Origin of the sequence: Streptomyces sp. ITFR-21, from assembly GCF_031844685.1 — a bacterium.
Taxonomy (GTDB): domain Bacteria; phylum Actinomycetota; class Actinomycetes; order Streptomycetales; family Streptomycetaceae; genus Actinacidiphila.
The window spans coordinates 3,410,099-3,423,145 of sequence record NZ_CP134605.1; the positions used below are offsets into that span (position 1 = coordinate 3,410,099).

The 13,047-nt window shown below is 71.9% G+C and carries 11 protein-coding genes and 2 tRNA genes; 9 read left to right on the forward strand and 4 right to left on the reverse strand.

All coding sequences use genetic code 11. The annotated features are described in order from the left end of the window. The first annotated feature begins 51 nt into the window (after window positions 1-51). The 5 genes from gyrA (at window position 52) to RLT57_RS14925 (ending at window position 5,702) form a co-directional block, all read left to right on the forward strand. Complete coding sequence (gene gyrA, locus RLT57_RS14905; protein WP_311297880.1) at window positions 52-2,682, forward strand: DNA gyrase subunit A; 2,631 nt, start codon at window positions 52-54, stop codon at window positions 2,680-2,682. Between the two features lie 3 nt (window positions 2,683-2,685). Further along, entirely contained in the window at window positions 2,686-3,324 is a 639-nt protein-coding gene (locus tag RLT57_RS14910) for a DUF3566 domain-containing protein (RefSeq protein WP_399128694.1), read from the forward strand. 72 nt (window positions 3,325-3,396) lie between these two features. Next, a tRNA-Ile gene (locus tag RLT57_RS14915) sits at window positions 3,397-3,470 on the forward strand. Window positions 3,471-3,602: 132 nt separating this feature from the next. Further along, the gene (locus RLT57_RS14920; protein WP_311297881.1) at window positions 3,603-3,773 is read left to right on the forward strand and encodes a DLW-39 family protein; all 171 of its coding nucleotides are present in this window, start codon (window positions 3,603-3,605) and stop codon (window positions 3,771-3,773) included. Between the two features lie 453 nt (window positions 3,774-4,226). Continuing rightward, on the forward strand, window positions 4,227-5,702 hold the full coding sequence (locus RLT57_RS14925) for a hypothetical protein (RefSeq protein ID WP_311297882.1): 1,476 nt from the start codon (window positions 4,227-4,229) through the stop codon (window positions 5,700-5,702). A gap of 113 nt (window positions 5,703-5,815) precedes the next feature. On the opposite strand, the gene RLT57_RS14930 is transcribed toward RLT57_RS14925, so the two are convergent. Together RLT57_RS14930 and RLT57_RS14935 are read right to left on the reverse strand one after the other, a co-directional pair. Continuing rightward, window positions 5,816-7,150, reverse strand: a complete 1,335-nt coding sequence (locus RLT57_RS14930) for a serine/threonine-protein kinase (protein WP_311297883.1) — start codon at window positions 7,148-7,150, stop codon at window positions 5,816-5,818. A gap of 34 nt (window positions 7,151-7,184) precedes the next feature. Continuing rightward, window positions 7,185-7,742 carry a helix-turn-helix domain-containing protein gene (locus RLT57_RS14935; protein ID WP_311297884.1) on the reverse strand — a complete coding sequence of 186 codons (558 nt, stop codon included), beginning with the start codon at window positions 7,740-7,742 and terminating at the stop codon, window positions 7,185-7,187. Between the two features lie 98 nt (window positions 7,743-7,840). Between RLT57_RS14935 and RLT57_RS14940 the strand changes: the two genes are divergently transcribed. After that, window positions 7,841-7,913: transfer RNA gene (locus tag RLT57_RS14940), tRNA-Ala, on the forward strand. Window positions 7,914-9,016: 1,103 nt separating this feature from the next. On the opposite strand, the gene RLT57_RS14945 is transcribed toward RLT57_RS14940, so the two are convergent. Beyond that, entirely contained in the window at window positions 9,017-9,790 is a 774-nt protein-coding gene (locus tag RLT57_RS14945; protein WP_311297885.1) for a DUF5324 family protein, read from the reverse strand. Window positions 9,791-10,005: 215 nt separating this feature from the next. Between RLT57_RS14945 and RLT57_RS14950 the strand changes: the two genes are divergently transcribed. Together RLT57_RS14950 and RLT57_RS14955 are read left to right on the forward strand one after the other, a co-directional pair. Further along, entirely contained in the window at window positions 10,006-10,539 is a 534-nt protein-coding gene (locus RLT57_RS14950) for a peptidylprolyl isomerase (RefSeq protein ID WP_311297886.1), read from the forward strand. A gap of 138 nt (window positions 10,540-10,677) precedes the next feature. After that, window positions 10,678-11,544 (forward strand): rhomboid family intramembrane serine protease, encoded by an 867-nt coding sequence (locus tag RLT57_RS14955; RefSeq protein WP_311297887.1) that lies wholly within the window; start codon window positions 10,678-10,680, stop codon window positions 11,542-11,544. 260 nt (window positions 11,545-11,804) lie between these two features. Here RLT57_RS14955 and crgA read toward each other — a convergent pair whose 3' ends face one another. Then, entirely contained in the window at window positions 11,805-12,062 is a 258-nt protein-coding gene (gene crgA, locus RLT57_RS14960; RefSeq protein ID WP_311297888.1) for a cell division protein CrgA, read from the reverse strand. 208 nt (window positions 12,063-12,270) lie between these two features. Between crgA and RLT57_RS14965 the strand changes: the two genes are divergently transcribed. Further along, window positions 12,271-12,993 carry a DUF881 domain-containing protein gene (locus tag RLT57_RS14965; protein WP_311300721.1) on the forward strand — a complete coding sequence of 241 codons (723 nt, stop codon included), beginning with the start codon at window positions 12,271-12,273 and terminating at the stop codon, window positions 12,991-12,993. Window positions 12,994-13,047 lie beyond the last annotated feature (54 nt).

A 13,047-nucleotide genomic window follows, 5' to 3' on the forward strand; every position in this document is an offset into this window, starting at 1 on the left:
GGCCGTGTGTGCCGTGTGCCGTGTGCCGTGTGAAAGGACTATCTGACAGCGATGGCCGACGAGACTTCCAACATCCCCCCCGCGCCCGACATCCCCGAGTCCGAGCAGGACCTGCGCAACGAGTCCGGGGCGCTGCGCATCGAGCCCGTCGGGCTCGAGACCGAGATGCAGCGCAGCTACCTCGACTACGCGATGTCCGTCATCGTCTCGCGCGCGCTGCCGGACGTACGGGACGGCCTCAAGCCGGTGCACCGCCGCGTGCTCTACGCGATGTACGACGGCGGCTACCGGCCGGAGAAGGGGTTCTACAAGTGCGCGCGCGTCGTCGGCGACGTGATGGGCACCTACCACCCGCACGGCGACTCCTCGATCTACGACGCGCTGGTCCGGCTCGCCCAGCCGTGGTCGATGCGGATGCCGCTGGTCGACTCCAACGGCAACTTCGGTTCGCCGGGCAACGACCCGGCCGCCGCGATGCGGTACACCGAGTGCAAGATGGCGCCGCTGGCCATGGAGATGGTCCGGGACATCGACGAGGAGACCGTCGACTTCACGGACAACTACGACGGCCGCAACCAGGAGCCGACGGTCCTGCCCGCGCGCTTCCCGAACCTGCTGATCAACGGCTCGGCGGGTATCGCGGTCGGGATGGCCACCAACATCCCGCCGCACAACCTGCGCGAGGTCGCCGACGGCGCCCAGTGGTTCCTGGCCAACCCCGACGCGGAGCCCGAGGAGCTGCTCGACGCGCTGATCGAGCGGATCAAGGGCCCGGACTTCCCGACCGGCGCCCTGGTGGTCGGCCGCAAGGGCATCGAGGAGGCGTACCGCACCGGCCGCGGCTCGATCACCATGCGCGCGGTCGTGGAGGTCGAGGAGATCCAGAACCGGCAGTGCCTGGTCGTCACCGAGCTGCCGTACCAGACCAACCCGGACAACCTCGCGCAGAAGATCGCCGACCTGGTGAAGGACGGCCGGATCGGCGGTATCGCGGACGTCCGCGACGAGACCTCCTCCCGTACCGGTCAGCGCCTGGTGATCGTGCTCAAGCGCGACGCGGTCGCCAAGGTGGTGCTGAACAACCTCTTCAAGCACACCGACCTGCAGACCAACTTCGGCGCCAACATGCTGGCCCTGGTCGACGGGGTGCCGCGCACCCTGTCGCTGGACGCGTTCATCCGCAACTGGGTGACCCACCAGGTCGAGGTCGTCGTCCGGCGCACCCGCTTCCGGCTGCGCAAGGCCGAGGAGCGTGCCCACATCCTGCGCGGCCTGCTCAAGGCGCTCGACGCGATCGACGAGGTCATCGCGCTGATCCGGCGCAGCGACACGGTCGAGATCGCGCGTGAGGGCCTGATGGGCCTGCTGACGATCGACGACATCCAGGCCAACGCGATCCTGGAGATGCAGCTGCGCCGGCTGGCCGCCCTGGAGCGGCAGAAGATCATCGCCGAGCACGACGAACTCCAGGCGAAGATCAACGAATACCAGGCGATCCTGGCCTCCCCCGAGCGGCAGCGGCAGATCATCAGCGAGGAGCTGCAGGCCATCGTCGACAAGTTCGGCGACGACCGGCGCAGCAAGCTGGTGCCCTTCGACGGTGACATGTCCATCGAGGACCTGATCGCCGAGGAGGACATCGTCGTCACCATCACCCGCGGCGGCTACGTCAAACGCACCAAGACCGAGGACTACCGGTCGCAGAAGCGCGGCGGCAAGGGTGTGCGCGGCACGAAGCTGAAGCAGGACGACATCGTCGACCACTTCTTCGTGACCACCACCCACCAGTGGCTGCTGTTCTTCACCAACAAGGGGCGGGTCTACCGCGCCAAGGCGTACGAGCTGCCCGACGCCGGCCGGGACGCCCGCGGCCAGCACGTCGCCAACCTGCTCGCCTTCCAGCCGGACGAGCGGATCGCGCAGATCCTGGCCATCAAGGACTACGAGGCCGCGCCGTACCTGGTGCTCGCCACCAAGTCCGGTCTGGTGAAGAAGACCGCGCTCAAGGACTACGACTCCCCGCGGGCCGGCGGTGTGATCGCCATCAATCTGCGCGAGGCGGAGGGAACCGAAGGCGGCGCCGCGGAGTCTGATGAGTTGATCGGCGCTGAACTGGTGTCGTCGCAGGACGACCTGCTGCTGGTCAGCCGCAAGGCCCAGTGCATCCGGTTCACCGCGACGGACGAGGCACTGCGCCCGATGGGCCGGGCCACATCCGGTGTGAAGGGGATGAGTTTCCGCGAAGGTGACGAACTTCTCTCCATGAACGTGGTCAGGCCGGGTACTTTCGTCTTCACTGCCACTGATGGCGGCTACGCCAAGCGGACCCGGGTCGACGAGTACCGGGTCCAGGGGCGCGGCGGGCTCGGCATCAAGGCGGCGAAGATCGTGGAGGACCGCGGCTCGCTGGTCGGGGCCCTGGTGGTCGAGGGGACCGATGAGATCCTCGCCATCACCCTGAGCGGTGGCGTGATCCGCACCCGGGTGAATGAGGTCAGGGAGACCGGCCGTGACACCATGGGCGTTCAGCTGATCAACCTCGGGAAGCGGGACGCCGTCGTCGGCATCGCGCGCAACGCCGAGGCGGAGGACGATCCGGAGGTGGCCCTGGTGGCCGGCGAAGGAGAGCTCGACACTGCGGCCGAGGGCGAAGCGCCCGCGGCCGGTGAACCGGAGGAGTAAGCCGTGAGTGGAGCCACGGGCGCCGCGGGTGGTGCCGGTATGACCGGAGGGGCCCATGGCTCGGCCAACCTCAGCGGCCCTCAAGAGGGGGGATACACCGTGACGGACACCCGTCAGCCGTCGCCGCACCAGCCGGTGTCGGCGTACGCGCCGCCACCGCCGCCGGGCGCGCCCGGTGCGCCGGGCCCCGGCCTCCTGGGCGGCCCCGGCGGGCCCGCGGCCGCCGGAGTGCGCCGGCCGCGGCCGGCCGCCCGTACCGCGCCGCGCACCCGCAAGGCCCGGCTGCGGGTCTCCAAGGCCGACCCGTGGTCGGTGATGAAGGTGAGCTTCCTGCTCTCCATCGCGCTCGGGATCTGCACGATCGTCGCGGTCGCGGTGCTGTGGATGGTGCTGGACACCATCGGCGTCTTCAGCACCGTCGGCTCCACCATCAGCGAGGCCACCACCTCCGAGCAGGGCGGCAAGGGCGGGTTCGACCTGGTGTCCTTCCTGTCACTGTCCCGGGTGATGACGTTCACCATCGTCATCGCGGTCATCGACGTGGTGCTGGCCACCGCGCTGGCGACGCTGGGCGCCTTCATCTACAACCTCTCGGCGGGGTTCGTGGGCGGCGTCGAGCTGACCCTCGCGGAGGACGAATAGCGGACCACCGGGGCCGTGGATCAACCGATTTTGGGGCACGGCCATCGGTGCGCTAATCTTTCGGTGCAGCGCGGGGCTATAGCTCAGACGGTTAGAGCGCTTCCCTGATAAGGAAGAGGCCCCAGGTTCAAGTCCTGGTAGCCCCACTCGCATCGAGACCCCCGGCCGGATCGGCCGGGGGTCTTTTGTGTCGGCGGCAGGTCACCGTTCGGTATCGGCCGCTGTGTATAGTCGGGCGCGTCAGATGCTGTCCCCATGCAGAAGGAGGAGGTCACGCCATGAAGAAGATTCTTTTGGTCGCACTGGCCGCCGTCGCCGGGCTGTTCGTGTACCGGCAGATCCAGGCGGACCGCGCCGAGCAGGACCTGTGGACGGAAGCCACTGACACGGTTCCGGCGGGCTCCGGCTCCGGTACCGGCTCGGGCCCCGTCGCCGGCGAGAGTGTGTGACCGGCGGGAACGCAAAGCCCCGTGTGCGCGTATGACGGTGTGACGCGCGACCACGCGGCTCCGTGACACGTGACGATATGAGACGCCGCCGAGGACGCCGACACCGTGTGTCGCGACCGGGCGTCCTGGGCCCCGGCCGCTGAACGCGGTCGGGGCCGCTGCCTTGCCGACCCGGTGGCGGCCCCCGCGGGCGGTGGGTGGCCGGGTGGCCCGGCTGGTGAGGGTGCCGTCCGGGCCGGGGCGCCGGCGGCCGGGGTGAGGGCGACTTCCGGCCATTCCGGCCCTTCCGGCCCTTCCGCCCGTTGCGGTTCACCGGCCCCGTCGGCCCGTGGCGCTCCGCACGGCGCTGCCGCCACCGGCCGGGACCCGCTCCCCGCCGTCGCGGCGGGGCCAAGCGCCCCCACCGCACCGGCGGGGGCGGCGGACCGGGACCCGTACGGACAGAGGTGGGGTATGAGGCGTACGACGTCCTTGGCGGCGACGGTTCTGCTGGCACTGGCCGCCCTCCAGGCGCAGGGGCGGGCGGTCGCCGACGGCACGCCCGTAGCCGCCGGACCCGGGACACCGGCGGTGTCCGTGGGCCTGTCGGCCGGCCCGCCGGGAAGCGCGCCGACAGCCGCTTCGGGAAGCGCGTCCGGCGGTGTGGCCGCGGGCCGTATGTCGGGCGCCACGTCCGACACCCCGGCGAGGTGGCAGGTCGAGGGAAAGCCGCTGTCCGGTGCCGCCGGCGCCCCGGACGCGCCCGCCATGGACCCCACGGTCACCTACCAGGACACCATCGGGCCCGGCGAGACCAAGTTCTACGGTGTCGCGCTCGACGCCAGGTCCTCCGCCTACGTCTCGGCGTTCGCGGTCCCCGTCCCCCGCACGCGGGTCGGGTACGGCGACGGCCTGGACCTCAGGCTGACGAGAGCCGACGGCGCCGCCTGCGACAGCCGGACCGCGCACTTCCAGGACAACGGGGACGCCCGGCCGATCGGCACCGCGGTCTCCCGGCTCATCGGTGTCGGCACCTCCTGCCAGGAGGCCGGCCGCTACACCCTCCGGGTGCGCCGGGCGAGCGGCGCGACCTCCGACCCGGACGGCTGGCCGCTGGAACTGCGCTACGTGGCGGAGCCGCCGCTCGTCGCCGGCGCGACCGTGCCTCCCGCGCTGCCCACCGGGACCGCCCCGCCCGTACCCCTCACCGCGGGCACCCCGCGCCAGGCGCGCGGCGGCACCGGCTTCGAGACGGCGGCGGCGGTGCGGACCGGCATCTGGAAGGACAAGGTGCTGCCCGGCGAGACGCGCTTCTACAAGGTGCCGGTCGACTGGGGCCAGCAGGCCACCGTCTTCGCCGACTTCGCCGACGCCCAGGCCACCGGCGTGTCCGCGTTCGTGGGCTCCGGGGTGCGGCTGTCCGTCTTCAGCCCGGTCCGGGAGTACGTCGACGGCGAGGAGAGGTCGTACCTGGGCACCCCGACCTCGGTCGCCGAGCGGCTCGCACCGGTCTCGTACGCCAACCGCGCGGCCGACGACAACCGGGTGGCACGGGTCCGCTACGCGGGCTGGTACTACCTCGCCGTGTCGGTGCACCCGAAGGTGGCCGAGGTGGTGAGCGGTGCGCTGCCGGTCACCCTGCGGATCGAGGTGACGGGCGCCGCGCAGGCCGCGCCCCCGTACGACGGCGACCCGGGGGCGGCCGGTATCGGCGTGAGCGCGCACGACGCGGCCTCGGCGGGCGGGACGGCGGCCGAGGCCGGCGGGGGCGCGGCCGGGGGCGGGGCGCCCGCCCGGCCGCTGCGGGTCGTCGCCTTCGCGGCGTTCGGCGCCGGGACGGCGCTGCTGCTGGTGCTGGCCGGCTGGTCCGGGTACGGGTACGCGGCCGGGCGGCGCCGGTCCGGACGCGGGCGTGGGGCAGCGGACGCCGCACCGCCGGGAGCGGCCTGACCCCCGGCCGCTCCCGCGCCGGAGCCGGGGCTCCCGCGGCCCGGGGGCGTCGCCGCCCCCGGTGGCCCCCGGCGGGGCTCGGGGAGGTCCTCAGCCGGGCTTCTGACGGTCTGTCAGGAGGCGAGCAGGGCCAGGACGCCGACCGCGAAGCAGAGCGCGGCCAGCAGGAGGATCGTGACCGCCGCGCGGGCGGAGGGGCCGGGCCGGCGCCGGGCGGCGGGCAGATGGCGCGGCGCGGCGCCTTCCGGGAGCGGCAGGGTCGCGGTGGGGTGCGGCACGGCGGGCGGCGCCGGGGGGAGCGGCTGCACCCGGGGCCGGGGCGGCGCCGACCGCCCGGACTGCCCCTGGGCCCGCTGGAACGGCCGGACCTCCTGGGCGGCCCCCGGGGCGGCCTCCTGACGCGGTTCCGGCGCGGCCCGCTCCGCCCGCGTCGTGGTGTGCGTCACCGGCTCGTGGGCCGGGAGCGGCGCCGCGTGCCTGCCCTGGGGCCGGGGCGGCGCGGGCCGGGGCGGCCGCAGCGCGAAGTCACCGGTCTGAGCCGGCCCGTGCGGCTTCGGGGTGGCGGCGGCCAGCGGCCCCTGGGGGCCGAAGCCGTCCGGCAGCGCCCCGATCTGGTCGAAGATCACCACGGGTTCCTCGTCGGCGGGCGGCTCGGGCAGCAGCTCGACGACGGCCGTCAGCGCCTTGCGGGCGCCGGTCGCGGTACGGAACCGGGCGTTCGGGTCCGGCTGCAGCAGGGCCCCGACGACCTGCCAGAGCGGTTCCGGCACCCCGCGCGGCGCCGGCGGCATGCCCATCGCCAGGAAGCGCTCCTTGACGGCGTCCGCGTCCGGCTTCTGGCCGCCGAGCAGGAAGAGCGCGAGGAGGCCGACGGCGTACAGGTCGGCGGGGAAGTCGGGTTCCTCGCCGAGCAGCTGCTCGGGCGCGAAGTAGCCGGGTGTCCCGACCACGTAGTCCGTCTCGGTCAGCCGCGCGTCCCCCTTGCGCATGGCGATGCCGAAGTCCGACAGCCGTACGTGCGGGGCGCCGGCGCCCGTCGCCTCCAGCAGGATGTTCGCGGGCTTGATGTCCCGGTGGACGACCCCCTCGGCGTGCACCGCGGTCAGCCCGGCGAGCAGCTGGTCGAGCAGGACGACCACGTAGTGCGGCGGCAGCGGGCCGTAGTCCCCGACCAGGTGCGACAGCGAGCCGCCGCGGACCAGGTCCATGGTGAACAGCACCTTGTCGTCGTCGGCCGCCCAGCTGGCCGGCGCCAGCACATGGGGGTGGTCGATCCGCGTCGCCTGCTCGCGGACGAACCGCAGCAGGGCGTGGGCGTCGCTCTGCTGGAGCACCTTCGCGGCGACATAGCGCCGTCGCCGGTGGTCCCAGGAGCGCCAGACCGCGCCGACCCCGCCGCGTCCGATCGGGTCCACCAGCTCGTAGCGGCCCGCGAAGACCTCGCCCATGGTGTGCCGCCCCCCTCAGCTCCGGTCGGTCCCGTCAGTCCTGATGCGCTTCGTAGTGTGTGACGGCCTCACCGGTACGCCCGCCGCCGTACACACGGAGAAACTCTGCCAGTTGCGGGTACGCGTACGCGAGGGTGTGCGCCGCGCCCTCGATCTCCGCGGCCGACGCGACCGACCGCAGCACCGTCTGGATCCCCCGCACCACCTGCCGGGCGTCCGCGGGCGCCGCCGTCCCCGAGACCGAGTGCGTGGTGCTCAGCACCGAGGTGCCGGCCGACTCCCGGATCTCCGCCATCCGCGCCGCCGCCTCCATCGCCCCCGTCCCGCCCTCCGCCACCTGGAACGCCAGTTCCTGCAGCGCCTGCAGCCGCTGCACCACCGCCGGATTCCCGATCTTGGCCCGCTGCCCGCTCATCAGCTGCGACAGCATCGGCGCGGACAGCCCCAGCACCCCGGCCAGCCGCACCTGGTTCAGCCCCAGATCAGCCATCAACCGCCGGAACAGATCCCCCAGCGGCTCCCCGTACCACCCCCGCTGCAGCTCCATCGCCTCCACCGCCCGAGCGCCGGACCCCGGCACCGATGTCTCCATGCGCCCTCCCGTTTGCTCCCGCGAAATCGCAAACCATCCTACGTACCCCCCTCCCGGCTCCGCCCCCGCCTCGCCACCCGCTACGCTATTGCTGTCGCGGGGCCTTAGCTCAGTTGGTAGAGCGCTGCCTTTGCAAGGCAGATGTCGGGGGTTCGAATCCCCCAGGCTCCACTGTTTTTTCGCCGCCTTCTCGCCTCCGGCCGCTTGGGTCCGGTGTCGACGGTCCTCGTCGTACGGTCGCTCCTTTTTTGCCGCCTTCTCGCCTCCGGGTGCTTGGGTCCGGTGTCGACGGTCCTCGTCGTACGGTCGCTCCTTTTTTGCCGCCTTCTCGCCTCCGGCCGCTTGGGTCCGGCGTCGACGGTCCTCGTCGTACGGTCGCTCCTTCGTCGCTTCCTTCTCCTCGTCTCTTTCGACACCGGCGCGGCCTTTGGCTCGCCGGCTACCCGGTGGCACCGCGGGCGGTATCGGTGCCGTGGGTGGGTGCCCGGCATTTGGAGGGGTGCCGTCGGGCGCAACGGCACCAAAAGGGGGCCCAGGCCCGGGGGGTGCCGTGCCCCCCGCAGCGCCATAGGGTCCGCCGGTTGGTTCACCTGACGCCGTACGGCACCCACTTATGGGCACCCTGTCGCTGCGGGGCACCCCGCGTGGGCGCCCTGCTGCCGGACGGCACCCCCCAATCGGCGCCCCAAAGCCGGTGGGCGCCCCCCCGGGGCGCCGTTGCGCCCGACGGCCCGCCCCCGCGTCCACTGACCCGCTCGGCGGCACCCCCGGGTAGCCGGTGAGCCGAAGGGCGCGCCGGTGTCGAAAGGGAGAGCGCGCGCAGTGAGCGAGGTACGAGCGAGTGAGCACGGTCGACCGTCGGCACCGGATCGAAGCGCCCGGAGGCGAAGCGGCGGCAAAAAAGGGGTATGGGCGGTGCCGTAACGCCGTACGGCACCCACCCACGGGCCTCCCAACGCTGCGGGGCACCCGTTCGCGGGCACCCCAAGGTCGCCGGGCACCCACCCATGGGCGCCCCGACGTCCAACGGCACCCACCCATGGGCGCCCCCACCCCACCGGGCATCCGCCAGCGCCCCCAACGGCGCCCACCCCACGGCCCCTCCCGCACTCACGGGCGCCCACTCACAGCCCCCCACCCCAGTGGGCACCCCCTGCCGCCACCCCCGTCCCGGTGCCCCGACGGGGAAATCCCCCCGCGCCTGTGGTCGGAACCCCTCGGGAGGGGGGTTCCGACCACAGGCGCGGGGGGATTCGGGAAGGCGGCGGGGGAGGTCAGCGGTCGTCGTCCGGGCGTTCGGCGTCTGCCTGTTTGGCCTTGACCTCCGGGTCGAGTTCGTGGCCGTCGACGTGGTCGACGCGAGGGGCGGAGCCGTTGAGGGAGCCGGTGCGCGTCTCGTCGGCGAGGGTTTCCTCCAGGGGGTCGACCACGGTGAGCGTGCCGCTGCCGTTCATCGACGCGCGGTCGCCGGGGTCGGTCGGCTCGGAGGGTTCCACCAGCCAGTCCGGGTTGGACTGCTTGCGCCACCACTTGAACGCCGCGTACGCGGCGCCGCCGGCCAGGCCGACGACGAACAGGCCGCGGAAGACCCGGCCGGTCTGCTGTCGGCGCGCCCGGCGCCGGACCAGCCGGTCGATCTCTGCTGCGGAGACCTGGCCCCGCAGGGCGTGCAGGGCGGCGCCGCCGCGCTGCACCACTTCGGTGGCCGCCGGGACGGCGACCGCCCGGGTGGCGACCACGGCGGTGCCGACCTTCGGCGCGGTGTAGTCGGCGGCCGCCTTCGCCCCCTCCTTCGTGCGCTTGGCCGCGACCGCCGCCTTCGGCGGGACCGCCGCGGCGGCCTGGTCGCGTACTTGTTCCAGCACGTGGTCGACGTGCTCCGCCAGTTTCGCGTCGTACTGCTGCTTCGCCATTGCTCCGGCCTGCCTGCCGTAGTGCACGGCACCGTCCTTGGCCGTGCTCGCGTACGGTGCCGCCACCTCCGCGGCGTGCCGCACGCTGTCCTTGGTCACGTCAGCCGCGTGGCGCACGCTGTCGATGCGGGTCACAGGAACCTCCTCCTCGGTGGCGTACGGTTTCCGCCTTTCCCTCCGGTTTGAAATCATGCATGGGCGAACCGGGTACGGCATGTGCGGCAAGGCATACGGGTCAGCGGGCCCGATCGGTGGGGTCCAGCTGTCCGTGATCGCCGGGAACCCGGCGCGCGGCGCGCGGGCCGTGCAAGGATTTGTCCCCTGTCAGTGAGGACTATGGAAGGTAGATCGTGGCCGAGCAGCTCTACGCCACCCTGAAGACCAACCACGGCGACATCGTGATCCGGCTGCTGCCGAACCACACCCCCAAGACCGTGGACAACTTCGTCGGGCTCGCCGAGGGCACCCGCGAGTGGACCGACCCGCATACCGGCAAGCCGTCCACCGGACGGCTTTACGACGGGACCGTGTTCCACCGCGTCATCTCCGGTTTCATGATCCAGGGCGGCGACCCGCTGGGGAACGGGACCGGCGGTCCGGGTTACGAGTTCCCCGACGAGTTCCACCCCGACCTGGCCTTCGACCGGCCCTACCTGCTGGCGATGGCCAACGCCGGGCCGAACACCAACGGCTCGCAGTTCTTCATCACGGTCGCGCCCACCACCTGGCTGACCCGCAAGCACACCATCTTCGGTGAGGTCGCGGACGACGCCAGCAAGAAGGTGGTGGACGGGATCATCGGCGCGCCGACCAACCCGCGCACCGACCGCCCGCTGGACGAGGTGGTCATCAACACGGTCGTGGTGGAGAAGCGCGACGCCTGAGCCGCTCCCGCGACCCGTGGGCTGCCGGGCCGCGTGATCCCGTACGCTTCGGGAACAACCGCGCCCTGTCCGCACGTCATCAGTGGGCGGGGCGCGTGAGCGCACGGTGAGCGCTGTTTTCAGGGGAGTGGACGTCACATGAGCCAGCAGCCGGCCGGTTGCCACCGGCACCCGGACCGGGAGACCGGCATCCGCTGTACCCGGTGCGACCGGCCGATCTGCCCCGAGTGCATGGTCAGCGCCTCGGTCGGGTTCCAGTGCAAGGAGTGCGTGGGCCAGGCGGCCGGTGCGCACGTCCGGCCGCGTACGGTCGCCGGCGGCACGGTGGCGGCCGACCCGTTCCTGGTCACGAAGATCCTGATCGGGCTGAACATCGCGGTCTTCGTGCTGGAACTGGCGATGGGCGACCGGCTCGTCGACCGGCTGGGGCTGTACGCGCTGTGCGGCAGCGACATCACCGGGCAGCACGTGTGCATCGGCGTCGCCCAGGGCCCCGGTCAGTGGTACCGGGTGCTGACCTCGGCGTTCGTGCACCAGAACTCCATACCGCCGATGCACATCGCCTTCAACATGCTGTCGCTGTGGTGGATCGGGGCGCCGCTGGAGGGGCTGCTCGGCCGCAGCCGCTATCTGGCCCTCTACCTCGTCTCGGCGGTCGCGGGCAGCGCGGCGGTGCTGGTGCTAACACCGGACTCGCTGACCATCGGGGCCTCCGGGGCGATCTTCGGACTGTTCGGGGCGACCGCGGTCTTTATGCGGCGGCTGCGCTACGACATGCGCCCCATCCTGGCCCTGCTGGTGCTGAACATCGTCTTCAGCTTCACCTGGAGCGGGGTGAGCTGGCAGGCGCACCTCGGCGGTCTGGCCGCCGGCACGCTGATCGCCGTGGGCCTGGCCTACGCGCCGCGGGAGCGGCGGGACCAGGTGCAGTGGGGGACGACCGCCGCGGTGCTGGTGCTGTCGCTGGCGGTCAGCGCCGTCGCTGTGGCCCAGGTCACATCCTAAGGGCCGTATCTCCTGGCGTTGATCACACGTTATCCACAACGTGCGAGGCCGTGGACCCAGCCTGTGCACAACTGGTGGGAACGGCTGTGCGGAGGGTCACCGATCAGGGTTTTACCTGCAAGATCAACGAAAGACCGGTGGCCACCACCGGGCCACCGGTCCTGTCGCCGGTCGTACCGGCGTCAACCTCGTAGAGGTTATCCACAGATCTTCCGACCTTTTCCCCACTGTGGATAACCATGTGGAAAAACCCGCGACCGCTACTTCCACTGGGTGGAGACGACGAACCCGCCCGCGATGAAGCCGAAGCCGACCACGATGTTCCAGTTGCCGAGCGCTTCGACCGGCAGGCTGCCCTGGGTCACGTAGAAGAGGACGATCCAGGCAAGGCCGACGATGAAGAACGCCAGCATCAGGGGCGCCACCCACCCGCTCCGGTTGCCGAACTTGATGGCAGTGGCCGTCTTGGCCGGCGGCGGGGTGAAGTCGGCCTTCTTGCGGATCCGTGACTTCGGCACGAGGGACTCTCCTGTCGATGCGCTGCGTAACCGCGCGGGTGTCGTGGGTTAGCGGGGTGGATGGGGTGCCTGGTGGCGGCACTACCACTTCCGGGCGTCCGTTAGCGTAGTGCTTCCTCGGGTTGTCAAGGAGACAGGGTATTTGGTGACCGATACCGGTGGCACCTCCCCCACCCCCTCTTCCCGTTCTGTCCACCGCACCGTAGCGCTGAGAGTGCTCAGTGCGGGAGTCTTCGCGCTGGCCGGACTGATCTTCTGGACGAGTTTCGACACCGCGAAGGGTGTGGACATCCGCAGCGACGACCCACTGCCCAAGCTCTCCGACAACGTCCGCAGCAAGAGCAGCGCGAACGAGGAGCTGGAGAAGCAGGTCGCCGGAGTCCGCAGGGACGTCGACCAGCTCACCCGGCACGGCAGCAGCGGGCTGTCGCCGGCCGAGCGGGCCCGGATCGACGGCCTGGACAAGGCGGCCGGCACCGATCCGCTGACCGGCCCGGTCCTCGACGTCACCCTGGACGACGCCCCGCCCGACGCCGGCCCGCTCGTCCCCGGCGTCCCCGATCCGCAGCCCAACGACCTGGTCATCCACCAGCAGGACCTGCAGGCCGTGGTGAACGCGCTGTGGCAGGGCGGCGCCCGAGGCGTCCAGGTCATGGACCAGCGGCTGATCTCCACCAGCGCGGTCCGCTGCGTCGGCAACACCCTCATCCTCCAGGGGCGCGTCTACTCCCCGCCCTACCGGATCACCGCTGTGGGTGACCGCAAGAAGCTGCGTCAGGCGCTCGACGCCAGCCCGGCGATCCGGAACTACCTGCAGTATGTGCAGGCGTACGGCCTCGGCTGGAAGGTCGGGCAGCGCGACCGGGTCACTCTGCCGGGTTACACCGGCTCGGTCGATCTGCACTACGCGAAGCCGGTGAGCCCGCGGTGAGCCGGCGGTGAAACGGCGGTGAGCCGGCGGTGGGTGCGCTGGGAAGCGGCCTGT

Bases quoted from the DNA above. Each gene is read 5' to 3' on its own strand.
- gyrA (WP_311297880.1), top strand. From the start codon at position 52: ATGGCCGACGAGACTTCCAACATCCCCCCCGCGCCCGACATCCCCGAG.
- RLT57_RS14920 (WP_311297881.1), top strand. From the start codon at position 3,603: ATGAAGAAGATTCTTTTGGTCGCACTGGCCGCCGTCGCCGGGCTGTTC.
- RLT57_RS14925 (WP_311297882.1), top strand. From the start codon at position 4,227: ATGAGGCGTACGACGTCCTTGGCGGCGACGGTTCTGCTGGCACTGGCC.
- RLT57_RS14930 (WP_311297883.1), bottom strand. From the start codon at position 7,150: ATGGGCGAGGTCTTCGCGGGCCGCTACGAGCTGGTGGACCCGATCGGA.
- RLT57_RS14935 (WP_311297884.1), bottom strand. From the start codon at position 7,742: ATGGAGACATCGGTGCCGGGGTCCGGCGCTCGGGCGGTGGAGGCGATG.
- RLT57_RS14955 (WP_311297887.1), top strand. From the start codon at position 10,678: ATGAGCCAGCAGCCGGCCGGTTGCCACCGGCACCCGGACCGGGAGACC.